Origin of the sequence: Streptomyces asoensis (assembly GCF_013085465.1) — a bacterium.
GTDB classification, from domain to species: Bacteria; Actinomycetota; Actinomycetes; order Streptomycetales; family Streptomycetaceae; genus Streptomyces; species Streptomyces cacaoi_A.
Genome location: NZ_CP049838.1, coordinates 5,778,875 through 5,801,183 on the forward strand (window position 1 = coordinate 5,778,875; position 22,309 = coordinate 5,801,183).

The 22,309-nt window shown below is 72.1% G+C and carries 24 protein-coding genes and 1 pseudogene; 15 read left to right on the forward strand and 10 right to left on the reverse strand.

Translation table 11 applies throughout. The features are described from left to right. Position 1 precedes the first annotated feature (1 nt). Positions 2-1,195, forward strand: coding sequence for an RtcB family protein (locus G9272_RS25865; RefSeq protein ID WP_171398768.1), 1,194 nt, complete (start codon positions 2-4; stop codon positions 1,193-1,195). Between the two features lie 77 nt (positions 1,196-1,272). On the opposite strand, the gene G9272_RS25870 is transcribed toward G9272_RS25865, so the two are convergent. The 4 genes from G9272_RS25870 to G9272_RS25885 all read right to left on the reverse strand — a co-directional run bounded on the left by G9272_RS25870 (position 1,273) and on the right by G9272_RS25885 (position 3,932). Further along, the gene (locus tag G9272_RS25870) at positions 1,273-2,529 is read right to left on the reverse strand and encodes a GNAT family N-acetyltransferase (protein WP_171398769.1); all 1,257 of its coding nucleotides are present in this window, start codon (positions 2,527-2,529) and stop codon (positions 1,273-1,275) included. Positions 2,530-2,556: 27 nt separating this feature from the next. Continuing rightward, positions 2,557-2,757, reverse strand: coding sequence for a hypothetical protein (locus G9272_RS25875; RefSeq protein ID WP_171398770.1), 201 nt, complete (start codon positions 2,755-2,757; stop codon positions 2,557-2,559). Then, positions 2,754-3,530 carry an SDR family NAD(P)-dependent oxidoreductase gene (locus G9272_RS25880; protein WP_171398771.1) on the reverse strand — a complete coding sequence of 259 codons (777 nt, stop codon included), beginning with the start codon at positions 3,528-3,530 and terminating at the stop codon, positions 2,754-2,756. The genes G9272_RS25875 and G9272_RS25880 overlap by 4 nt, the downstream gene beginning before the upstream one ends. 63 nt (positions 3,531-3,593) lie before the next feature. Continuing rightward, entirely contained in the window at positions 3,594-3,932 is a 339-nt protein-coding gene (locus tag G9272_RS25885; protein ID WP_171398772.1) for a YnfA family protein, read from the reverse strand. Between the two features lie 136 nt (positions 3,933-4,068). Between G9272_RS25885 and G9272_RS25890 the strand changes: the two genes are divergently transcribed. The 4 genes from G9272_RS25890 (at position 4,069) to G9272_RS25905 (ending at position 6,892) form a co-directional block, all read left to right on the forward strand. After that, positions 4,069-4,551, forward strand: a complete 483-nt coding sequence (locus G9272_RS25890; protein ID WP_171398773.1) for a hypothetical protein — start codon at positions 4,069-4,071, stop codon at positions 4,549-4,551. A 68-nt stretch (positions 4,552-4,619) separates the two neighbouring features. After that, the gene (locus tag G9272_RS25895) at positions 4,620-5,093 is read left to right on the forward strand and encodes a MarR family winged helix-turn-helix transcriptional regulator (RefSeq protein ID WP_171398774.1); all 474 of its coding nucleotides are present in this window, start codon (positions 4,620-4,622) and stop codon (positions 5,091-5,093) included. Between the two features lie 6 nt (positions 5,094-5,099). Further along, complete coding sequence (locus G9272_RS25900; RefSeq protein ID WP_171398775.1) at positions 5,100-6,134, forward strand: permease; 1,035 nt, start codon at positions 5,100-5,102, stop codon at positions 6,132-6,134. Next, positions 6,131-6,892, forward strand: coding sequence for a TIGR03943 family putative permease subunit (locus tag G9272_RS25905; protein ID WP_171398776.1), 762 nt, complete (start codon positions 6,131-6,133; stop codon positions 6,890-6,892). Before G9272_RS25900 ends, G9272_RS25905 begins: the two co-directional genes overlap by 4 nt. A gap of 30 nt (positions 6,893-6,922) precedes the next feature. On the opposite strand, the gene G9272_RS25910 is transcribed toward G9272_RS25905, so the two are convergent. Further along, positions 6,923-7,330 carry a winged helix-turn-helix transcriptional regulator gene (locus G9272_RS25910; protein ID WP_171398777.1) on the reverse strand — a complete coding sequence of 136 codons (408 nt, stop codon included), beginning with the start codon at positions 7,328-7,330 and terminating at the stop codon, positions 6,923-6,925. Between the two features lie 134 nt (positions 7,331-7,464). On the opposite strand from G9272_RS25910, the gene G9272_RS25915 reads away from it, so the two are divergent. Next, positions 7,465-8,346: an NADP-dependent oxidoreductase gene (locus G9272_RS25915; protein ID WP_171398778.1), complete on the forward strand. Its 882-nt coding sequence runs from the start codon at positions 7,465-7,467 to the stop codon at positions 8,344-8,346. 222 nt (positions 8,347-8,568) lie between these two features. Here the strand turns inward: G9272_RS25915 and G9272_RS25920 are convergent, their stop codons facing one another. Further along, positions 8,569-9,366: a helix-turn-helix domain-containing protein gene (locus tag G9272_RS25920; protein WP_171398779.1), complete on the reverse strand. Its 798-nt coding sequence runs from the start codon at positions 9,364-9,366 to the stop codon at positions 8,569-8,571. A 115-nt stretch (positions 9,367-9,481) separates the two neighbouring features. Here G9272_RS25920 and G9272_RS25925 point away from each other — a divergent pair, with 115 nt between their 5' ends. The 4 genes from G9272_RS25925 to G9272_RS25940 all read left to right on the forward strand — a co-directional run bounded on the left by G9272_RS25925 (position 9,482) and on the right by G9272_RS25940 (position 13,805). Beyond that, positions 9,482-10,591, forward strand: a complete 1,110-nt coding sequence (locus G9272_RS25925; protein ID WP_171398780.1) for an LLM class flavin-dependent oxidoreductase — start codon at positions 9,482-9,484, stop codon at positions 10,589-10,591. Next, entirely contained in the window at positions 10,588-11,217 is a 630-nt protein-coding gene (locus G9272_RS25930; RefSeq protein ID WP_171398781.1) for an FMN reductase, read from the forward strand. Before G9272_RS25925 ends, G9272_RS25930 begins: the two co-directional genes overlap by 4 nt. A 399-nt stretch (positions 11,218-11,616) precedes the next feature. Next, positions 11,617-12,330, forward strand: coding sequence for a response regulator transcription factor (locus G9272_RS25935; protein ID WP_301272174.1), 714 nt, complete (start codon positions 11,617-11,619; stop codon positions 12,328-12,330). Positions 12,331-12,362: 32 nt separating this feature from the next. Continuing rightward, a complete protein-coding gene (locus tag G9272_RS25940) occupies positions 12,363-13,805 on the forward strand; it encodes a sensor histidine kinase (protein WP_171398783.1) in 1,443 nt (480 codons plus the stop codon). 118 nt (positions 13,806-13,923) lie between these two features. On the opposite strand, the gene G9272_RS25945 is transcribed toward G9272_RS25940, so the two are convergent. Beyond that, positions 13,924-14,307, reverse strand: a complete 384-nt coding sequence (locus G9272_RS25945) for a hypothetical protein (RefSeq protein ID WP_171398784.1) — start codon at positions 14,305-14,307, stop codon at positions 13,924-13,926. Between the two features lie 195 nt (positions 14,308-14,502). Beyond that, positions 14,503-15,093: a response regulator transcription factor gene (locus tag G9272_RS25950; RefSeq protein ID WP_253267944.1), complete on the reverse strand. Its 591-nt coding sequence runs from the start codon at positions 15,091-15,093 to the stop codon at positions 14,503-14,505. Between the two features lie 298 nt (positions 15,094-15,391). Between G9272_RS25950 and G9272_RS25955 the strand changes: the two genes are divergently transcribed. The 5 genes from G9272_RS25955 to G9272_RS25975 all read left to right on the forward strand — a co-directional run bounded on the left by G9272_RS25955 (position 15,392) and on the right by G9272_RS25975 (position 20,822). After that, entirely contained in the window at positions 15,392-16,105 is a 714-nt protein-coding gene (locus G9272_RS25955; RefSeq protein WP_171398786.1) for a hypothetical protein, read from the forward strand. Between the two features lie 128 nt (positions 16,106-16,233). Continuing rightward, positions 16,234-16,872: a sigma-70 family RNA polymerase sigma factor gene (locus G9272_RS25960; protein WP_253267945.1), complete on the forward strand. Its 639-nt coding sequence runs from the start codon at positions 16,234-16,236 to the stop codon at positions 16,870-16,872. A 239-nt stretch (positions 16,873-17,111) separates the two neighbouring features. Beyond that, the gene (locus G9272_RS25965; protein ID WP_171398787.1) at positions 17,112-18,491 is read left to right on the forward strand and encodes an MFS transporter; all 1,380 of its coding nucleotides are present in this window, start codon (positions 17,112-17,114) and stop codon (positions 18,489-18,491) included. Beyond that, entirely contained in the window at positions 18,488-19,897 is a 1,410-nt protein-coding gene (locus G9272_RS25970) for an alpha/beta hydrolase family protein (RefSeq protein ID WP_171398788.1), read from the forward strand. The genes G9272_RS25965 and G9272_RS25970 overlap by 4 nt, the downstream gene beginning before the upstream one ends. Before the next feature lie 52 nt (positions 19,898-19,949). After that, positions 19,950-20,822: a PaaX family transcriptional regulator gene (locus tag G9272_RS25975; RefSeq protein WP_437184306.1), complete on the forward strand. Its 873-nt coding sequence runs from the start codon at positions 19,950-19,952 to the stop codon at positions 20,820-20,822. A gap of 90 nt (positions 20,823-20,912) precedes the next feature. Here G9272_RS25975 and G9272_RS25980 read toward each other — a convergent pair whose 3' ends face one another. After that, positions 20,913-21,776, reverse strand: coding sequence for an SAM-dependent methyltransferase (locus G9272_RS25980; protein ID WP_171398789.1), 864 nt, complete (start codon positions 21,774-21,776; stop codon positions 20,913-20,915). Between the two features lie 205 nt (positions 21,777-21,981). Then, positions 21,982-22,170: pseudogene (locus G9272_RS25985) on the reverse strand (helix-turn-helix domain-containing protein); the annotation flags it as partial. Between the last annotated feature and the right edge of the window lie 139 nt (positions 22,171-22,309).

Sequence of the window (22,309 nt, forward strand, 5' to 3'; positions counted from 1 at the left end):
AATGTCGTACGTGGAAATGCCGGGCGCGAAGGTACCCATCCGTATGTGGGCCGACCCGGCGTCGGTCGAGGAGGGTGCGCTCCAGCAGCTGCGGAACGTGGCGACCCTGCCGTGGATCAAGGGACTGGCGGTCATGCCGGACGTCCACTACGGCAAGGGCGCGACGGTCGGCTCGGTCATCGCGATGCAGGGCGCCGTCTGTCCCGCGGCGGTGGGGGTCGACATCGGGTGCGGGATGTCCGCGGTCCGGACCTCGCTCACGGCGAACGACCTCCCCGGCGATCTTTCCCGGCTCCGTTCGAAGATCGAGCAGGCGATCCCGGTGGGCCGGGGGATGCACGACACCGCGGTCGATCCGGAACAGTTCCACGGGCTGACCACCGGCGGGTGGGACGACTTCTGGACGCGGTTCGACGGGGTCGCGGAGGCGGTGAAGTTCCGTCAGGAGCGGGCCGTGAAGCAGATGGGCACCCTGGGGTCCGGAAACCACTTCTGTGAGGTTTGTGTAGATACGTCCGGTTCGGTGTGGCTGATGCTGCATTCCGGTTCCCGGAACATCGGCAAGGAACTCGCCGAGTTCCACATCGGGGTGGCGCAGAAGCTCCCGCACAACCAGGGCCTGGTCGACCGCGATCTCGCCGTCTTCGTCGCGGACACCCCGCAGATGGCGGCCTACCGCAACGACCTGTTCTGGGCCCAGGAGTACGCGAAGTACAACCGCACGCTCATGATGGCGCTCCTGAAGGACGTGATCCGCAAGGAGTTCAAGAAGGCGAAGCCGGCCTTCGAGCCCGAGATCTCCTGTCACCACAACTACGTGGCAGAGGAGCGGTACGAGGGCATGGACCTACTGGTCACCCGCAAGGGCGCGATCAGGGCCGGTTCCGGCGAGTACGGCATCATCCCGGGCTCGATGGGCACCGGTTCGTACATCGTGAAGGGCCTCGGCAACGAGAAGGCCTTCAACTCGGCCTCGCACGGCGCGGGCCGGCGGATGAGCCGCAACGCCGCCAAGCGCCGCTTCTCGACGCGCGACCTGGAGGAGCAGACGCAGGGCGTGGAGTGCCGTAAGGACTCCGGCGTCGTGGACGAGATCCCAGCCGCCTACAAGCCGATCGAGCAGGTCATCGATCAGCAGCGTGACCTGGTCGAGGTCGTGGCGAAGCTCAAGCAGGTCGTCTGCGTGAAGGGCTGACACCGCGGGTCCGCCGTTGACGCCCGCAGTGAGGGGCCCGAGCCGGTTTCGGCTCGGGCCCCTCACGCGTCTCTCCCTCAGCCGAGCCGCTTCTCCAGCAGGGTCACCGCGTACGGGCTGCCCGTTCCGCCCTCCTTGGCGCGCTGTTCGCCGACGACCGTGTAGCCCGCGGACTCGTAGTACGCGCGCAGGCGGGGGTTGGTGGAGAGGCAGTCGAGGCGGGCGTAGGGGCGGCCGGACGCGGTGATGCGGGACTCGGCCTGGGCGAGCATCCTGCGGCCCGTACCCGGTGGGGCGGTGTGCGGGGTCGTCATCAGGCGGTGGATGTAGCCGGCCTCGGGCGGGCGGGGGCCCCAGGCGGCCGGATCGTCCCACCAGAGCTCGAAGGCGCCCGCGACCGCGCCGTCCGCGTACGTCAGCCAGACCTCGCCCTCGCGCATGCGGTCGACGAAGTGGGCCTCGGTCTTCTCGCCGGGCTGCCACTGCTCGATGCCCCGGGCCAGTTGCCACAGGGCCGCCGTGTCGCGCAGACGGACCAGGAGAGGGGCGTCGAGCGGCTCCGCCCTGCGGTGGGTCAACTCCGGCCAGGTGGTGGGGGCCGGTTCCAGGAGGCGGGCGCGGAGGGTCGCCGACAAGGTCTCCGCGTCCATGCCGAGAGCCTCCGTCACATACGCCTCCACCGAGCCGTACCGGGCCCGCAGCGCCTCCAGGAACAGACGCATCACCGACTCGGGAGCCCGCCCGAAGGACGGCCACGCCGGGGAGCGGCCGTCGTTCCTCGCGCGCCAGTCGGCGAGCAGGGCCGGGGTCGCCAGTTCCGTCAGGGAGAAGTCCTCGATGATCACCTCGTCCGGGACGCCCAGCAGGCTCAGGACCAGGGCCGCCAGCTGCCCGGTGCGGTCCTTGCCCGAGGCACAGTGGAAGACCAGCCCCTCCTGCGCGTCGGCCACCAGCTCCAGGGCCGCCGCGATCTCCTTCGTGCCGTCCTCCGCCACCTCCATGAAGCGGGCGGAGAGGTACGGGCCCGGGTCCACGTCCGGGGTCAACGCGGCCTGGTCGTAGGGGCGGTGCTCGATGCTGAGGTTGCGGTAGGTGAAGGAGTCGTCCTCCGGGACCCGGCCCCTCGCGTCGATCTCCCAGGGGTGGCGCAGGTCGATCACCGTGCGGACGCCGAGGGCGAGGAAGCGGTCCCAGTCCGGGGTGTCCGGTCTCAGCTTGCCGAGCGAGTCCGCGCGGAACAGCCGGCCCGCGCGGACCCGATGGCCGCTACTGGTCGGGTATCCGCCCAGGTCACGGAAGTTGTGCAGCGTCTCGAACGGTATGTGTCTGTCCACGTGGAAGACCCTATGGCGCGGCGGCCGTCACTTCGCGTGGCGTACCGCGTAGATCATCACGAACGCCACGATGTGGATGCCGAAGAGGAAGTAGGCCAGGAAGACCCACATGTGGCGCTCGTTCTTCGTCTCCTGGGCCAGGCGGCGCTGCTCCAGTGAGTGCTGTTCCGGCGAGAGCTGTTCCCGTGCGTCCGGGTCCTGGCCCGCGGTCCCCTCCTCGGCCGTCACAGCTCCCGGTGGACCTTCGTGTTGGACGCCTGGGCGCGGGGGCGCAGGACGAGGAGGTCGACGTTGACGTGGCTGGGGCGGGTGACCGCCCAGGCGATCGTCTCGGCCACGTCGGAGGCGGTGAGGGGTTCGGCGACGCCCTCGTAGACCTTGGCGGCCTTGTCCGTGTCGCCGCCGAAGCGGGTGAGGGCGAACTCGTCGGTCCTGACCATGCCGGGGGCGATCTCGATGACGCGGACCGGCAGGCCGACGATCTCCAGGCGGAGGGTCTCGGCGAGGACGTGGGTGCCGTGCTTCGCGGCGACATAGCCGCCGCCGCCCTCGTACGTCCCGTGACCGGCGGTCGAGGACACCACCACGACCGTTCCGTCGCCGCTCGCCACCAGCTTGGGGAGCAGGGCCTGGGTGACGTTGAGGGTGCCGAGGACGTTCGTCTCGTACATCGTGCGCCAGTCGGCCGGGTCGCCGGTGGCGACGGGGTCGGCGCCGAGCGCGCCGCCCGCGTTGTTGACGAGGACGCCGATCGTCTTGAAGGCGCCGGCGAACTCGTCGACCGCGGCGCGGTCCGTGACGTCCAGCGGGTAGGCCGTCGCGGAGCCGCCCGACCGGGCGATCTCCTCGGCCAGCGCCTCGATGCGGTCCTTGCGGCGGGCGGTCAGGACGACCCGGTAGCCGGCCGCGGCGAGCTGCCGGGCGGTGGCGGCGCCGATTCCGCTGCTCGCACCGGTGACGACGGCGATGCGGGAGGCGGCGGACGGTGCGGCGGTGGCCATGGGCTGCTCCTCGTGCACGGGGGTGTTCGTTCATACGACCGGCTGCCGCCCAGGGTATCCGGGTCAGCCGCCGTTCCTGGGGGCCCACATGATCACGGCCATCCCGGCGAGACAGACCAGGGCGCCGGTCACGTCCCAGCGGTCGGGGCGGTAGCCGTCGGCGACCGCGCCCCAGAGCAGGGAGCCGGCCACGAAGATGCCGCCGTACGCGGCGAGGATGCGGCCGAAGTGGGCGTCGGGCTGGAAGGTGGCGACGAAGCCGTACGCGCCGAGCGCGAGGACACCGCCGGTCGCCCACAGCCAGCCCCGGTGCTCGCGTACGCCCTGCCAGACCAGCCACGCGCCGCCGATCTCGAAGAGCGCGGCGACGACGAACAGGGCGGCCGACCGGAGGACGAACATGTCGGCAGCTTGGCACGGCCGGGTGGTGTCACCTGTTGGAGGGCGCCTGCCGGGCGCCGGGCGTGGGATACATCCCCTTCGTACCCGGCCCTTCGTACCCGGGCGGTTTCCGATCGAGGAATCGAGGAGTGGTGGCATGCGCTGGATGCGAGGTCTCGCGGTGTGGGGTGCGGTACTGGCGGTGGGGGTGGGGGTCGCGCCCGCGCGGGCGGCCGGGACGGCGGGGGAGGCGACCGAGGCGGACCTGTCGTACCACGGCTCCGCCGTCATGCGCGGCGGCCGGGTCGACGTCGGGCTGACCCCGCGCAACCACGGTCCGGCGGACGTCTCCGACTCGACCGTACGGCTGCGCTGGTCGGTGCCGTTGGCGGCCGGGGCGCAGCGGCTGCCGGCCGGCTGCGCGCGGACGGGCCGCCAGGAGGTGGTGTGCCGGACGGGGGCGCTGGCCGCGGACGGGCTGGGGGAGCGGATCGAGTTGCGGGTGTGGCTGCGGGGGCGGCCGATCGAGGTGACGATGGCCGTCGACACCCTGTGGGGCGGCGGCGCGGTGGACCGCAACCGGTCCAACGACCGGCAGCAGGTGCTGGTCCTGGACACCGGGGACGCGTACTTCTTCTGACGTTCGAGGGAGCGGAGCGTCGTACGATCTGCGGACGGCGCTGACGGCGGTGCCGACGAAGGGGTGCGATGTCCGGGAACGTGCGCTCGCGGCTGCTGGACGAGCTGGGCGTCGTGTCGCGTCGGTACGCGGCCGCGTACGCCCTGTTCAACCAGGCTCTCGCCGACCGTCTCGGGCTGCATCCCACGGACCTTCAGTGTCTGAACCTGCTGATGCTGGAGCGGGAGCCGGTGACGACGGGCCGGGTTGCCGAGCTGACGGGGCTGACCACGGGCTCGGCGACGCGGCTGGTGGACCGGTTGGAGAAGGCGGGTTACGTCGTCCGGGAGCGGGACGCGGCCGACCGGCGACGGGTCCTCGTGGTGACGGTGCCGGAGCGGATCGCGGAGTTCACGCGGATGTGGGAGCGGCTGGGCGGCGACTGCATGCCGCTCTTCGAGGACCTGGCGGACAGCGAACTCGCGGTGATCGTGCGGCACATGCGGCGCACGGTGGAGTTCGGCGCTGAGCAGGTCGCACGATTGCGGGAAGGCCGGGTCTAGGGCGGGATGCAGGAGACCGACGTACGGCCGTCCGCGGAGGCGGCCGAGGGAGTGCGGGCGGCGGACGCCCGCCCGGCGGGTGCGCTGCCGCGGCACTGGCCGCTGTTGTTGCTGGGCGCGGCGGTGGTGCCGGGTGTGCTGCTGGTGCTCGTCGGGCGGTCGTTGGACGCGCCGGCGATGCAGGCGTGGCGGACGGTGTGTCTGGCCGTGACCGTGCAGGCGCTGCCGTTCCTGCTGCTGGGCACGGCTCTGTCGGGGGCGATCAACGCGTTCGTGCCGGCGCGGGTCTTCAGCCGGCTGCTGCCGAAGCGGGCCGCGCTGGCCGTGCCGGTCGCGGGGATGGCGGGTGTGGTGCTGCCGGGGTGCGAGTGCGCCTCGGTGCCGGTGGCGAACAGTCTGATCGGGCGGGGGGTCACACCGGCCGCCGCGTTCGCGTTCCTGCTGTCGGCGCCCGCCGTGAACCCGGTGGTGCTGACCGCCACGGCCGTCGCCTTCCCGGGCAGTCCGGAGATGGTGGTCGCCCGGCTGCTCGCCTCGCTGGTCACCGCCGCCGCGATGGGCTGGCTGTGGCTCTGGCTGGGGCGCGAGGAGTGGTTGAAGCCCACCGTCGTCCGGCACACCGGGCATGTTCCGGGGCGCAGCCGTTTCACCGAGTTCCGGCGTGGTTTCCAGCACGACTTCCTGCACGCGGGGGGTTTTCTGGTGGTGGGGGCGATGGCGGCGGCGACGTTCAACGTGGCGGTGCCGCGCACGCTGCTCGACACCTTCGCGGGTTCGCCGTGGCTGTCGGTGCTGTTCCTGGCGGCGCTGGCGATCGTGCTGGCGGTGTGCAGTGAGGCGGACGCGTTCGTGGCGGCCTCGCTGACCGGTTTCTCGCCGGTCGCGCGGCTGGCGTTCATGGTGGTGGGGCCGATGGTCGACCTGAAGTTGATCGCGCTTCAGGCGGGCACGTTCGGGCGGGCCTTCGCGTTGCGGTTCTCGGCGGCCACGGCGGTGGTGGCCGTGGTGTGCAGCGCGGTGATCGGAGGGGTGCTGCTGTGAGGCGGTTCGCGCAGGTGGGGCTGCTGGTGCTGGGTGGGCTGGGGTTGTTGCACACCTCGCTGTTCACGGACGAGTACCTGCGGTACGTCAAGGAGGGGATGCGGCCGCTGCTGGTCGCCTCCGGGGTGCTGCTGGTGGTGCTGGGCGTGGCGGAGGCGTGGGCCGCCCCGCCGAAGGAGGAGCCCGGCGAGCCGGGGCACGGTCACGAGGGGCATGGTCACGAGGGGCATGGTCACGACCACTCCGGTGTTCCGCGGGTCGCCTGGCTGCTGTTCCTGCCCGTGCTGAGCCTGCTCTTCTACGCTCCTCCCGCGCTCGGCTCCTACACGGCCTCGCGGGAACCGGCGAAGGCCGTCGCCGTGCAGGAGGACGCCTTCGATCCGCTGCCCGCGACCTCCCCGCTGCCGATCACACTCACCGACTTCACCCAGCGGGTGCAGCAGGACCGGTCGCGGGCCATCCGGGGCCGCGCGGTCGTGATGACCGGGTTCGTCACCCCGGCCCCGCGGAAGCGGGACGGCTGGTATCTGACCCGGATCATCGTCAGCTGCTGTGCGGCGGACGCGTCGTCCGTGAAGGTGCTGGTCCAGGGGATCGCGGCGCCGAAGGCCGACACCTGGGTGAACGTCACCGGGACCTGGCAGGGAAGCGGCACCCTGGGCACGGCGTCGGCGACGGTCGCGTTGGACGCGCGGGGCGTGCAGAAGGTGCGCAAGCCGTCGAACGCCTACATGGACGCGCTGCCGCTCACCTCCTGAACGGCACCGAGCGGCACCGAACGGCACCGCTCAGACGTCGGTGCTGTCTGTGTCGTAGCGTCGGCGGGCCGCATGGACCTCGTCGAAGTGGATCTCCGCCCAGTTCTTCACGGCCGTGAGCAGCAGCGCGAGGTTGCTGCCGAGGGGGGTCAGCTCGTAGTCGACGCGGACGGGGACGGACGGGGTGACCGTGCGGGTCAGGATGCCGTCGCGTTCCAGGGTGCGCAGGGTCTGGGTGAGCATTTTGGGGCTCACGCCGGCGATCCTGCGGGCCAGGTCGCTGTAGCGCTGGGGGCCGGGGGCGAGGGCCGAGACGACCAGGCTGACCCACTTGTCGCTGAGGCGGTCCAGCAGCTGGTTGGTCGGGCAGTCGCGGAGGAAGGCGTCGTACTCGGTGCGGGCCTGCTCGCGCCGCTGGGCGGCGGTCGTGGTGGCCATGGTGGCTCTCCTCCCGGTGACGTAGGCACCTTCAGGTAACTACTTCCCCCTGGATAGTAACTCTTCCTAGGGTTGTGACAGCAAGAGGGAAGCGGGGGACCCCCGCAAGTACCCGCCTATCCAGGGGAGTTGACATGCGTGCAGCAGTGGTGCGGACGTTCGGCGGGCCCGAGGCCGTCGAGATCGTGGACGCGGAGCTGCCGGAGCCGGCCGCCCGGCAGGTGCGGATCAAGGTGGCGGCGGCCGCGCTGAACCCGGTCGACGCCGGGGTGCGCTCCGGGGTCTTCGGCGGCGCCGGCAAGCAGGTCGGGCTCGGCTGGGACGTCGCCGGGACGGTGGACGCGGTGGGGGTGGCCTCCGCGTGGAATGTGGGGGAGGAGGTCGTGGCCCTCGACTACGGGATGGTCAAGCCGCTCGGTACGCATGCGGAGTACGTCGTCGTCGACGCGGACGCGGTGGCGCTCGCGCCTGCTTCCGTGGACGCGGTGCACGCGGCGACCCTGCCGCTGAACGCGCTGACCGCTGCGCAGGCGCTGGACCTGCTGGCCCTGTCGCCGGGGGATTCGTTGCTGGTCACGGGCGGTGCGGGGGCGGTCGGCGGGTATGCCGTCCAGCTGGCCGCGCGGCGCGGGGTGACGGTCGCCGCGCTGGCTCGGGCGCAGGACGAGGAGTTCGTCCGGTCGCTGGGGGCCACCCGTTTCCCGGGCGGCGAGGGGCGTTTCGACGCGGTGCTGGACGCGGCGGTGCTGGGCTCCGAGGCGTTGGCCCTGGTGCGGGACGGGGGCGCGTACGTAGGGGTGATCCCGCAGGCTCAGCCCGCGTCGGAGCGGGGGGTGCGGACCGAGGCTGTCGAGGTGAGCGCGGACGGGGCCCGGCTGGCGGAGCTGGTGCGCTCGGTGGATGCGGGCGAGCTGACCCTCCGGGTGGCCGAGACGTTCACGCTGGAGGACACCGCGAAGGCACACGCACGGCTGGCGGAGGGCGGGGTCAGGGGCCGACTGGTGCTGGTGCCTTAGCCAGGCGCCGGGGGCAGGGGGCCGCTGGACGGCGAGGGTCGGGCGCGCCCAGGCGGTCGGCGAAGCCGCGTGCCGCTCCCGGCCGCGGGACCGGGCAGAGTCGGGTGCGGCACGCGGGGGAGCCGTACCTGCGTCCGGGCGGCGGAGCTCAGCCCGCGCGCAGTGGCCTGGCTGCGTCCGCGTCCGTGCGGCGGAGCCGTGTGCGGCTCGGTTCGGGGCCGTTCATGAGCTGCGATGCCTTGCGTAGGTGGCAGGGGGGACGCCGACCGTCGTGGTGAAGTCGCGCACCAGGTGGGCCTGGTCCGCGTAGCCCAGGTCGGCGGCCAGGGCTGCCCAGTCCACCGTCTGCTCGGCCTCCGCCCGTTCCAGGGCCTCGTGGATGCGGTAGCGCAGGATCACCCATTTGGGGCCCACGCCGACGTACGCGGCGAACAGGCGCTGGATCAGGCGTACCGACAGCCCCTCGTCGCTCGCGAGGTCCGCCACCTTGCGGATCGCGCGGTCGGTGCGGATGCGGTCGACGAGGGTCATCGCGAGGTCGGCCTGGGGGTCCGGGCGGGGGATGCGGGCCGCCAGGAGATGCGCGTCGAGGGCCGCCACCCGGGCCTCCTCGCCGGCCGGATCGAGGACCGGGGCCGGGTCGGTGCCGGTGAGGTGGACCCGGCGGCCCGTCCAGTGGGAGACCGGGTGCTCGGGGGCGAAGGGGCGGAAGCCGCCCGGGCGGAACTTGACGCCGCACACCCGCCCCCGGCCCTCCAGTTTCTGGGTGAAGAGCCCCTGCTGGACGCCGGCGATCTCGACGAAGGGCTCCTGCCCCTCGAAACGCTGGAAGACGAGGTGGACCGCGGGGTGCGGGACCACGTGGGAGACGTACGGCTCGGTCAGGTCCCAGTCGATCAGCCAGTAGTGCTCGACGTAGGGGCGCAGGGGCGGGGCCGGTTCGGGACGGCGGAAGCGCACGCGTGCGAGGAAGTCCGCGGCGTCGACGATGCCTCGGGTGTCACGGCGTGGGGTGGCCATGTCCGGATCGTAGGACGGGCCACTGACAGTCGTGCCGGTCGGCGGAATACAGGGGGCCAGGGAGGTGTTCGGCAGGTATAGTTTAACGGTCAACAACTTTGGAGGTTGAGCGACCATGCAGTTCGGGATCTTCAGCGTCGGCGATGTCACGCCGGACCCCACCACGGGCCGTACGCCGACCGAGCGCGAGCGGATCAAGGCCATGGTCGCCATCGCGCAGAAGGCGGAGGAGGTCGGCCTCGACGTCTTCGCCACCGGTGAGCACCACAACCCGCCGTTCGTGCCCTCGTCCCCGACGACGATGCTCGGCTACATAGCCGCGCGGACGGAGAGGCTGGTCCTCTCCACCTCCACCACCCTCATCACCACCAACGACCCGGTGAAGATCGCCGAGGACTTCGCGATGCTCCAGCATCTGGCCGACGGGCGCGTCGACCTCATGATGGGACGCGGGAACACCGGCCCGGTCTACCCCTGGTTCGGCCAGGACATCCGGCAGGGCATCAACCTCGCCATCGAGAACTACGCCCTGCTGCGCCGGCTGTGGCGCGAGGACGTCGTCGACTGGGAGGGCAAGTTCCGCACTGCCCTCCAGGGCTTCACCTCCACGCCCCGCCCGCTGGACGACGTGCCGCCGTTCGTCTGGCACGGCTCCATCCGCTCGCCCGAGATCGCCGAGCAGGCCGCGTTCTACGGTGACGGCTTCTTCCACAACAACATCTTCTGGCCGGCCGACCACACCAAGCGGATGGTCGAGCTGTACCGCGCCCGGTACGCGCACTACGGGCACGGCACGCCCGAGCAGGCCATCGTGGGGCTCGGCGGGCAGGTCTTCATGCGGAAGAACTCGCAGGACGCGGTGCGCGAGTTCCGGCCGTACTTCGACAACGCGCCGGTCTACGGTCACGGGCCGTCCCTGGAGGACTTCACCGACCAGACCCCGCTGACCGTCGGCACGCCGGAGCAGGTCATCGAGAAGACGCTCAAGTTCCGCGAGTACGCCGGCGACTACCAGCGCCAGCTGTTCCTGCTGGACCACGCGGGGCTGCCGCTGAAGACCGTGCTCGAGCAGCTCGACCTGCTCGGCGAGGAGGTCGTGCCGGTGCTGCGCAAGGAGTTCGCCGTCGGCCGGCCGGCCGAGGTGCCGGACGCGCCGACCCACGAGTCGATGCTCAAGGCGGCCCAGGCCGGCAAGGCCACCCAGGAAGGGGTGAACGTCGCATGAGGCTCGTCGTCGTCTCGGCGGGGCTGAGCGTCCCGTCGTCGACCCGGCTGCTGGCCGACCGGCTGGCGGCCGCGACCGCCGGGCGGACCTCTGCGGGGGCGGACGTGGAGGTGGAGGTCGTGGAGCTGCGCGACCTCGCCGTCGAGATCGCCCACAACTTCACCAACGGCTTCCCCGGACGGAAGCTGGCGGCCGCGCTGGCGGCGGTGACGGCGGCGGACGGGCTGATCGTCGTCACCCCGGTGTTCTCCGCGTCCTACAGCGGTCTGTTCAAGTCGTTCTTCGACGTGATCGACCCGGACGCGCTGGCGGGCAAGCCGGTGCTGATCGGAGCCACGGGTGGCTCCGCACGGCACTCGCTGGTGCTCGAGCACGCCCTGCGGCCGCTCTTCTCGTACCTGCGCGCCGTGATCGTCCCGACCGCCGTCTACGCCGCCTCGGAGGACTGGGGCGCGGAGGGCCTGCCCGAGCGGATCGAGCGGGCGGCGGGCGAGCTGGCGACACTGATGACGGGCCTGTCCACGCCGTCCGGCCCGGCAAAGACCGAGAAGGCCGAGAAGGCGGAGAAGGACGAGTTCACGGTGGTCCCCTTCGCCGACCAGCTGGCGGCCCTGGCCGCCCGCTGAGCCCCTGAGCGCCGGACGGTGACCTCCTGAGCGCCGGGCGGGGATATCCAGCTCGTCCGGCCTTTCAGGACGAGGGCCGACCAGCCGACGGCGTCGGGCTCGCCGCTGCCCTGTTGAGCGCCGGGCGGGGAAATCCAGCCCGTCCGGCCTTTCAGGACGAGGGCCGACCAGCCGGCGGCGTCGGGCTCACCGCTGCCCTGTTGAGCGCCGGGCGGGGAAAACCAGCCCGTCCGGCGATTGAGGACGAGGCCGTTCAGGCCGAAGCGGGGGTCTGGGGGCGGCAGCCCCCCGGGACACGCCCACCCGGACGGTGAGAGCCCAGTAAGAAGGGTGATCGTAGGACCGTCCCCACCGCCCAACCGCCGGAGGCCTTGGCAGACTGGCCTGGTGCCTCCCACCGTGCTGCTCGCCGAAGACGACCGTGCCATCCGCAACGCCCTGGAACGTGCCCTCGCCCTGGAGGGCTACCGGGTGACCGCGGTCGCCGACGGGGTCGAGGCACTGGCGCACGCCCACAAGAACCCGCCGGACGTGCTCGTCCTCGACGTGATGATGCCCGGCATCGACGGCCTCCAGGTCTGCCGGGTGCTGCGCGCCGAGGGCGACCGTACGCCCATCCTGATGCTGACCGCGCTGGTGGAGACCGCCGACCGGATCGCCGGTCTGGACGCGGGCGCCGACGACTACGTCGTGAAGCCGTTCGACGTCGAGGAGGTCTTCGCCCGGCTGCGGGCGCTGCTGCGCCGCACCACCCCCGACGCCGCCCCCGAGGCCGCCGTGCCGGTGCTCGACGCCCCGAAGCGGAGTACGGAGCGGGATGTGGAGGCGGCCGGGCTGCGGATGGACCCGCAGGCGCGGCGCGCGTGGCGTGGCGGGCGCGAGCTGGAGCTGACCCGGACCGAGTTCGAGCTGCTGGAACTGCTGGCGCGCAACGCCGGGATCGTCCTGGACCACTCCACGATCTACGACCGTATCTGGGGCTACGACTTCGGTCCCGGCTCCAAGAACCTCGCCGTCTACGTCGGCTATCTGCGCCGCAAGCTCGACCAGCCCGGCGCCCCGCAGCTGATCCACACCGTGCGCGGGGTGGGTTACGTGCTGCGGGAAGACTGAGTGACGAGGACGAGAGTGGGACGAGGACGCGAGTGAGCCGTCTGCGTCGGCTGCTGTCCCGGCCGCGGCCGAAGCTGGTGTCGCTGCGGACCACCTTCGCGGTGTCGTTCGCGGCCGTGACGGCCGCGGTCACCGTGCTCGTCGGCGTCCTGTCGTACTCGGCGGCCGCCCGGCTGGTCCGGGTGGACCAGGAGTCGGTGTTCGACGAGGTCGTGCAGGACCTGCGGGACGAGGTGCGCGACCACCGGATGGCGCCGGAGGACTTCTCCTCGTCCGCGCCGGGGCACGACATCGTGCGGCCGGCCCGCACGGACGTACAGGTGCTGGGCGCGGACGGCTCGGTCGTGGACAGCGGCAGCCCCGGACTGCCCGTCGTGTCCGCCGACCACACGATCGCGGCGGCCGCGGCGGCCGGGCGGATCACCGAGCACAAGGACGTCGACGTCGGCAGCGACGTCTACCGCATCGCGACCGTGTCGCTCGGCGGCGGCCGGGGCGCGGTGCAGGTGGCGCAGGAGTTCAGCGACACCGAGGACCTGCTGCGGGCGCTCCAGCAGCGCACGCTGATCCTGATGATCGCGGTGGTGACGGCCGCGGGGCTGTTCGGCTGGTGGCTGGCCCGGCGCATCACCCACCGCCTGGTGATCCTCACCACCGCCGCCGAGGACGTCGCCCGCACCCGTCGGCTCGGCGTGCAGGTGCCGGTCACCGGCCACGACGAGGTGGGCCGGCTGGGCCGCGCCTTCGACCGCATGCTCGGCCGGCTCGCCCAGTCGGAGGAGGACCAGCGGCGGCTGGTCCAGGACGCGGGGCACGAACTGCGTACGCCGCTGACGTCGCTGCGGACGAACATCTCCCTGCTGCGCCGCATCGACGAGCTGCCGCCGGACACCCGTGACGAACTGGTGGCGGATCTGACCCAGGAGGCCCGGGAACTGACCGACCTGGTCAACGAGCTCGTCGACCTCGCGGCCGGCCAGTCCGACACCGAGCCGCCGCGCAGGCTGGACCTCGCCGACATCGCGGAGGAGGTCGCGGGCCTGGCCCGGCGCCGCACGGGGCGGCCGGTCCTGATCCGGACGAGCGGTGACACCACCCTCTACGGGCGGCCGGCCATGCTCCAGCGGGCGGTGTCCAACCTCGTGGAGAACGCGACCAAGTTCGACCGTGGGGGCGGGGCGCCCGTCGAGATCGCCGTCACCGGGCCGTCCCGGCCGGGGGTCGTCCGCGTCGAGGTCCTCGACCGCGGCCCCGGCATCGCCGAGACCGACCTGACCCGCGTCTTCGACCGCTTCTACCGCGCCGCCGACGCCCGCTCCCTGCCGGGCTCGGGTCTTGGCCTGTCGATCGTGCGCGAGGTGGCCCTGACACACGGAGGCGCACCCTTCGCGTTCCGGCGGGCGGGGGGCGGCTCGGTGATCGGGTTCACGGTGGGGGGCGGGCTGCCGGACGGGCCGGGCGCGGACGGAGGCTGAGGGCCACCTCGTGGCCTGGCCACGGGCAATTCCGGGCGTGTGTCGGCCGGGCCTCGTGGGGACGAGACCCGGCCGACGTCCGTCGCGCAGCGGCAGGTGCGCTCACCAGGACATGGGTCTACGGGGACTCGATGTCCTGCTCCTGCGTGAGGGAGTTCGGGTCGGTGGGCCGCTTGATCTTGAATGTGTCGGTGTAGGAGTCACCGGTGCATGTCACCTTGGCCGTGCCGTTGTCCCCGGCCTTGGCGATCTTCGTGAACTTCACCGAGTACTCGCCCGTGTCATCGACGTCCGTCTTGTCGGTGCGGACTTCCTTGCTCTTGGTCGTCGTTATCGTCACCTTGTTGGGCGGGGTTCCGTTCGGGCAGTCCTCGACTGCCCCCGTTACCACGACCGTCTTGCTGTTCGGGTCCGCTCCCGCTTGCGTCGCCGCTGCGAGCGAGATTGCGGCTGTCATCGGGAGTACCGCCGCGGCGGCGATGATTGCGAGACGATTACGCATGACTTCTCCTAGCTTGTCGGCTCAGGTGCGAATGGCCCCGAGGGGTGGTGCCTGTTCGCTGTTCCGACGGACGCGGTGAAGTGGTCCTCTCCCAAGATCGGGGCTAGATCGCCGCAGGTCAAGGGCGTTAAATGCCCACGCCGCACGGGGTAGGACTACCCACGGCACCACCCACGGCGGAGCTCGCGGAGGGCTCTATTCCAGGCTGGTGAGACCGTGTTCCACGGCAATTCGCGTCAGATCGGGACGGCGTCGGGATCCCGTTTTCTCGCCGATTCGGTCGAGGTGCGAATGGACGGTGTGTTTGCTGATGCCCAATGCGGCGGCGATTTCGTGGTCCGTCGAACCGTTGGCGAGAAGGCGCAGGATTTCCTGCTCCCGGTCCGTGAAACGGGGTGCCGGCCCCACCAGATGGCTGGCGGGCGCAGAGACGTAACTGCGGCCCGAACCCACGGTCCGAATCGCCGTCAGCATTTCGTTCGCCTCCGCCTGCCGGCTCAGATAGCCGCTCGCGCCCGCCTGGATCGCCTGCACCGCGTCCAGGTACGGCGAGGACGACACCACGAGGACGGCATGCCCTCTCCGCCGCAGCTTCGTCACGGTCGCGGCGAGCCTCGGGGCGGACTGCTGGAGGTCCATCAGGACGACCTGCGCGCCGCGCAGACTGCCGTCCGCGCTCTCGATCGACGGTGCGGCCGCGACCAGGTGGAGGTCGGGAGCGGCGCCGATCAGGTTCGAGATGCCGTGCCGGAAGACGGGGCAGTCTCCGATGACCGCGATCCGCACGCGTTCGGCGCAAACGCTCACCGGCACCTCCGCTGCTCGATGGACATGCCACGACAGACACGCCCCGTCCCCAGGGTCGGCGGGGTGAGCGCCTCCTGCGCGGTGGACTGGCCCCTTCGGGGGAACCCCGCGCCGCCCGGCGGGGCCGGGGGAGGGAGCCGGACCGCGGCGAGCGGTGCCGCGGACGGTGCGGTGAGGTGAGGTGAGGTAGGTCATATACGGCGGATTGAGTTCCGGGCCGGGGTGAATTCCGTACCCCCGTACGACGGGCGGTGTCCGGATGCGAGGATGAGGCGCCATGACTGCTGGGTGGTGTACTCGCACGCTACGGGCCGCGCTGTTCGCGGCTGTCTGTGTGCTGCTCGCCGCCCTGGGCCACGTGATGATGTCCGGGTCCGAGGTGCCCGCGTGGGCGCTGGCCGCGGGCGTGGCCGTCACCGGGATCGCGGGCTGGTGCCTGGCGGGCCGGGAGCGCGGTTTGGCGCTGATCGTGACGGTCGTGGTCGCCGCCCAGACGGCCCTGCACTCGGCGTTCTCGCTGGCCGGGCCGGAGTCCGGTGACGCGGCGTCCGCGGGCATGGGCGTCATGGGCATGGGCTCGATGCGCATGGACTCCATGGACATGGACATGGGCCACATGGCTCACGTCAGCCACCTGGATCACGCGAGCCATACCGGCCACATGGGCCATATGAGCCACATGAGCCATGTGGGGGAAGCCGCCGGCGAGGGCGGTTCCTCCTCGTTCGGCATGCTCGCCGCCCACCTGCTCGCCGCGCTGCTGTGCGGGCTGTGGTTGGCGCACGGCGAGAAGGCCGCGTTCCGGATTCTGCGGGCGGTGGCCGGACGGCTGGCCGCGCCGCTGCGGCTGCTGCTCGCCCTGCCCGTCACCCCGGACCGGCCGCGTGTCCGGTTCCGCCGCCGCGGATCGGCGCGAGCGCCCCGGCTGCTCCTTCTCACCCACGCGATCACCACTAGGGGTCCGCCCTCGGGGACCGCTGCCGCCGTCTGACGACAGGCCGGCAGCAGGCGACCCGGGGCTGCCCCTGTGCGCCCCGGGCCACGGCCGTACGCCCGCGCAGGCGGGCGTGGGGCCGTTTCTCCCTCATGCCCTCGTGGATGATCCGAGAAGGACACCAGGTGATCACGTCTGCCGTGAAGGCACCCCAGGCACCCCAGGCACCCCAGGCCTCCCATGCGTCACAGGCCGCCCTCGACGAGTCGATCACCGCATGGGCGCTCGCCGCCCGGGCCGGTGACGCGGACGCGGTCGAGCGCTTCGTACGCGCTCTGCACCGAGACGTCCTGCGCTACGTCTCCCACCTGTGCGCCGATCCCCAGGCGGTCGACGACCTCGCCCAGGACACCTTCCTGCGCGCCCTCGGCAGCCTGCACCGGTTCGAGGGCCGCTCCTCGGCCCGTTCCTGGCTGCTGTCCATCGCCCGCCGGGCGGTGATCGACAGCTATCGGTACGCCGCCACCCGGCCCCGGCTGTCCGACGTGCCGGACTGGCAGCTCGCCGCCGAGCGCGCCCAGCCGCGCGATCTGCCGGGCTTCGACGACGGCGTCGTCCTGCTGGACCTGCTGGCCTCGCTCCCTGCCGAGCGACGGGAGGCGTTCGTCCTCACGCAGCTGGCCGGTCTGCCCTACGCGGAGGCGGCGGAGGCGAGCGACTGCCCGGTGGGCACCGTGCGGTCGCGCGTGGCGCGGGCTCGGGCGACCTTGGTGGACCTGCTGGAGGAGGAGCCGGCGGGCGAACCCGCCCCCCTCGCGGCCTGACCCGTACGACCCGTACAACCGACACGCGCGACCCGTACAACCGACGCGCGCGACCCGTACGACCGGCCCGTACGACCGGCCCGTACGACCCCTACGGCCCCTGAAATGACCCGGGCGGGTCACCGTGCTCTGCTGGAGGCGGTGGCCCGCACCATGGCCCAATGTTGTGCACTTTATTGACGGCGGTCACTTGAAGGCCTAACTTCACGGTGTCCTTCCCCCGGTCAAGGGAGACCGCGATGCCCCCGTCCCCCGTCGCATCACCGTCACCGTCACCGTCCACGTCCACGTCCGCGGAACGAACCCGGCAGCTGCGCGTGGTCGCCGCCTCCGGACTGCTCGGCACCGCCGTGGAGTTCTACGACTTCCTCGTCTACGGAACCGTCGCCGCCCTCGTCTTCGGCGAGCTGTTCTTCCCCGGCGCCGACCCCGCCGTCGGCACCATCGCCGCGTTCGGCACCTTCGCCGCCGGCTATGTCGCCCGCCCGCTCGGCGGCATCCTCTTCGGGCACTTCGGCGACCGGCTCGGCCGCAAGTCGATGCTGCTGCTCACCATGGGCCTGATGGGCGGCGCGAGTTTCCTCGTCGGACTGCTGCCCACGTACGACACGATCGGCGTGTGGGCGCCGGTGCTGCTGATCACCCTGCGGGTCGTGCAGGGCATCGCCATCGGCGGTGAGTGGGGCGGCGCCACGCTCATGGTCGTCGAGCACGCGGGCGAGCGGCGGCGCGGACTGTGGTCCAGCTTCACGCAGATGGGGGCCCCGCTCGGCTCCCTGCTCTCCACCGCCGTCGTCGCACTCGTCGTCGCTCTCCCCAAGGACGAGTTCGCGGCCTGGGGCTGGCGGGTGCCGTTCCTGCTGAGCGTGGTGCTGCTCGGCGTCGGGCTCTTCGTCCGCCTCAAGGTCGTCGAGAGTCCGCTGTTCACCGAGGTGAAGAAGGACCGCGCCGAGTCGCGGCTGCCCATCCTCGACGTGCTGCGGCGCCCACGCCCGGTCCTGCTGGCCTGCTGCGTCGGCATCGGCGCCTTCACCGCCCAGTCGCTGCTCACCAGCTATCTGATCGCGTACGCCACCGGCATCGGCTACGCCCGCCCGCAGGTGCTCACCGCGCTCACGGTGTCCGCCGCCGTCGCCCTCGTCGTGCTGCCCTGCGCCTCCGCGCTCTCCGATCGGGTCGGCCGCCGTCCGGTCGTCCTCGCCGGAGCGCTCGCCTCGGCGGCGCTGGCCTTCCCCGTGCTGGCGCTGGTCGACTCCGGGTCGCCCGGACTGCTGATCCTCGCGGTCGTCCTCGGCCACGGCATCGCCCAGTCCACGATGTACGGCCCGCTGGGCGCCCTGCTCACCGAGATGTTCGGCACCCGGGTCCGCTACACCGGCGCCTCCCTCGGCTACCAGGGCGCCACCCTCATCGGCGCCGGCTTCTCCCCGATGATCGCCGGCAGCCTGGTGGCGGGAAGCGGCAACAGCACCCCCGTCTCGCTGCTGCTCTGCGGCGGCGCCGTCGTCACCGCCGTGACCGTCCTCTTCGTCCGCGAGACCAGTCGGACGTCCCTCGCCGACACCGCGGACCCCGCCGAAGGCTCCGACGCCCCCCACACGCAGGAGATCACCGCATGACGCCCCCCACCCCCACGCCCACCCCCACCCGCTCCCGTACGCGCACCGCCTGGGCGGCCGCCGTCCTGCTCGCCGTCACCGCCCTTCCCGCCTCGACGGCGGCGGCCGCGGCGGACACGAGTCATGTCGAGGGCCGGCTCCCCTCCGGCGCCGCGTACATGATGGATGTGCCCGCCGGCTGGAACGGAACCGTGCTGCTCTTCAGCCACGGTTACACCTCCGGTCCCGCCAACCCCGCGCAGGACGCCCCGGACGCCGCCACGAAGACCCTCCTCCTCGAGAAGGGCTACGCGCTCGTCGGCTCCTCGTACGCCACCACGGGCTGGGCGGTGACGGACGCGGTCCCCGACCAGCTCGCCGCCCTCGCCGCCTTCACCGACCGCTTCGGCGCGGCCGGCCGGACGATCGCCTGGGGGCGGTCCTACGGCGGGCTCGTCACCACGGCCATCGCCGAACGCCACCCGGACCGCATCGACGGCTCCGTCGCCCTGTGCGGCCTGGTCCAGGGCGGGGTCGCCAACTGGAACAACACCCTCGACCCCGCCTTCGCCGTCAAGACCCTCCTCGCGCCCGGCTCCGACGTCCCGCTGGTGGACCTCGCGGACCAGACGGCCGCCACCGAGGCGGCGAACACCCTGACGGCCGCGGTCGACTCGGCGCAGACGACGGCCGCGGGCCGGGCCCGGATCGCCCTCGCCGCCGCCCTGCACAACATCCCGGTCTGGAACCAGCCGACGCAGCCCCGGCCCGCCGCGACCGACTGGGACGCGCAGCAGGCGAACCAGTACGACGCCGTCAAGGGCCTGCTGAAGATCGCCGCCTTCAACCGGCGGCAGGAGGCCGAGGTCCGGGCCGGCGGCAACATGTCCTGGAACACCGGCGTCGACTACGCGAAGCTGCTCGGCCGGTCCTCCGTCCGCAAGGAGGTCACCGAGTTGTACAGGAAGGCCGGACTGTCCTTGACGGCCGACCTGACCACCCTGAACCGGGCCCCGCGCATCGCCGCCGACCCGGCCGCGGTGGCCTGGATGAGCGGCACCAGCTCCTTCACCGGCGAACTCGCCAAGCCGCAGCTCTCCGTCCACACCATCGGTGACGCCCTCGTCCCGGTCCAGACCGAGAGCGCCCTGCGCCGGGCCGTGACCGCCGCCGGGTCCTCGGCCCTGCTGCGTCAGGCGTACGTCGACAACGCGGGCCACTGCACCTTCAGCCCCGCCGAACAGCTCGCCGCCCTGCACACCCTGGAGGACCGCCTCACCACCGGCCACTGGCGGGGCACCGACCCGGCCGCCCTCAACTCCCGTGCCACGGCGGCCGATCCGACGACCCCCACCCGTTACGTCCCCTACCGCCCCACTCCCTACCTGCGCCCGTACGACCTCGCCCACCCGGCCGACCGCCGGTAGCCCCCGCGACCGCCCGCCGCACCCGCAGGCGGGCGGTCGTACCCTTTCCCCCGTGGAGGACGACGACATCCCGGACACCATGCCGCACGACATGCCGGACACCTCGGACGGCGGCGCCCCGCAGCTGCGCCCGCAGTCGCTCATGCTCGCCTTCTTCGGCAACCACGTCCTGGAAGAGGGCGACCTGTGCGTCTACTCGGGCAGCATCATCGACGTACTCGGCCGGGTCGGCGTCGGTGAACAGGCCGTACGGTCCACGCTGACCCGCATGGTCAGCCGGGGCCTGCTCCGGCGCCAGCGGGAGGGCCGCAAGATGTACTTCGGCCTGACCGAGCAGGCGACACGCGTACTGCGGGACGGCCGCACCCGCATCTGGCGCGAGGGCGCGGTCAACGACGACTGGGACGGCGACTGGACGCTGCTCGGCTTCTCGCTCCCCGAGTCCCGCCAGCGCGAGCGCCACGACCTGCGCTCACGGCTCGCCTGGTCCGGGTTCGGCGCGCTGTACAGCGGGCTGTGGATCGCGCCGGGGAAGGTCGACGTCGCCGCCGTCGTCGCCGAACTCGGCCTCACCGCCCACGTCAAGATCTTCCACGCCTCCGCCGACGAGGCCACCGACATCGGCCTCATGATCCGCGACACCTGGGACCTGGAGAGCGTCGCCGCCCGCTATGTCTCCTTCGACAAGCGCTGGACGGCCCACCTGAACGCGGGACCGGGCGAGGACCCGATCGGCACCCGCCTGCGCCTGGTCAGCGAATGGCTCTGGACGATCCGCACGGACCCCCGGCTCCCGTCCCGCCATCTCCCCCCGGACTGGCCGGCCCGCCCCGCCCAGGACACCTTCCGCCGGGTGGCCGGTCAAACGGAAACCCCGGCCCACCACCTGGCCCACCGCCTCCTGGAGACAACCCCCCTACGCTGATCGGCCGTTCCGCCGTTCCGCCGTTCCGCCGTTCCGCCGTTCCGTAGTCCCGCAGTCCCGCAGTCCCGCAGTCCCGCAGTCCCGTCCCGTTCAGCCGTTCTTGCGGGCCACTCCGCCGTAGATGCCGATCGGCGGGGCGTCTCGCTTCGGGGGCTCTTCGGGGCGCCAGTCCGGGACCGGGACCAGGCCCGGGTCGAGGAGGGTGAAGTCGCCGAAGAGGTCCAGGACGCGGGCGTGGGGGCGCAGGTTCAGGGAGGCGCTGGCCTTGTTGTAGACGGAGGCCGCGTCCTCGCGCCGGTCCTCGTGGACGTCGCCCGTGGCGTGCGACAGGACGAGGTAGGAACCGACGGGCAGCGCGTCGCGGAGTGTCGCGACGACCGCGTCCGGGTCGTCCGCGTCGGCGAGGAAGTGCACGACGGCCACCAGCAGCAGCGCCACGGGCTCGTCGAAGTCGATGATCTTGCGGACGTCGGGGTGGTCGAGGACGGCGCGCGGATCCCGCAGGTCGGCCAGGACGACCGAGGTGTGGGCGTCGGTGCCGGAATCGGTGTCGGCGTCGGCCATGAGGGCCATCGAGTGGGTGCTGACGATCGGATCGTTGTCGACGTACGCGACCCGGGTCGCGGGGGCTATGGAGTGCGCGATCTGGTGCACGTTGGGTTCGGTGGGCAGGCCCGTGCCGATGTCGAGGATCTGCCGGACGCCGCCCTCCGCGACGACGTGCCGGACGGCGCGGTGCATGAAGTGCCGGTTGGCGCGGACCCCGTCCCGTACCTCCGGTGCCGCCTTGATGAACTGCTCGGCGGCGTCCCGGTCGACCTCGTAGTTGTCCTTCCCGCCGAGGAAGTAGTCGTACATCCGGGCGGGGTGGGGCTTGCTCGTGTCTATCTTCAAGAAGGGGCTGCCGGTGCCGCCGCTACCGGCGTCGCTGCTGCCGCTGAGGGGAGAGGTCATGCTGCCTGGCTCCGTCCTGGACTCGCGTCCCACCACCGGATGAACCGCCGTGAGTGACTGTCAGATCATCATTCACCATGCGGGGTCGCTCGAAGACCAGCCCCGTCCCCGCGGTGGTCGACACGTTCCGTGAACCCGAACGACCGGACCCACAGCGGGAGTTCCCGTCACGAGGGCATGCCGTCGGCCCGACCGGTCCCGGTCACCGCTCCATGCGGGTGTAGTAGTCGATGCTGATCCCGGCGAGGGTGGCCGGCTCCTCGCGGCGCAGACCGGGAGTGCGGCGCATGCCGGGCCCGGGCGTCGGTCCGGCGGACCGCGGGCTGGTCCGGGTGCGACGGGCGCGCAGGAAGCGCCCCAGCTCCTCGCCGCCGCTGTGCTGCTCGGGTGCCATGACGCCGGTGTCTCCCCGACGCCACCGTGACACGCCCGGTCAGGGGGCCCTGTCACACCCCCGCCGGCCGCTCCCCGGCACATCTCGGCCTGCCTGCGGTCGGCGTACGGCGGCAGGCTGGACATCGTCGTGGCGTGTC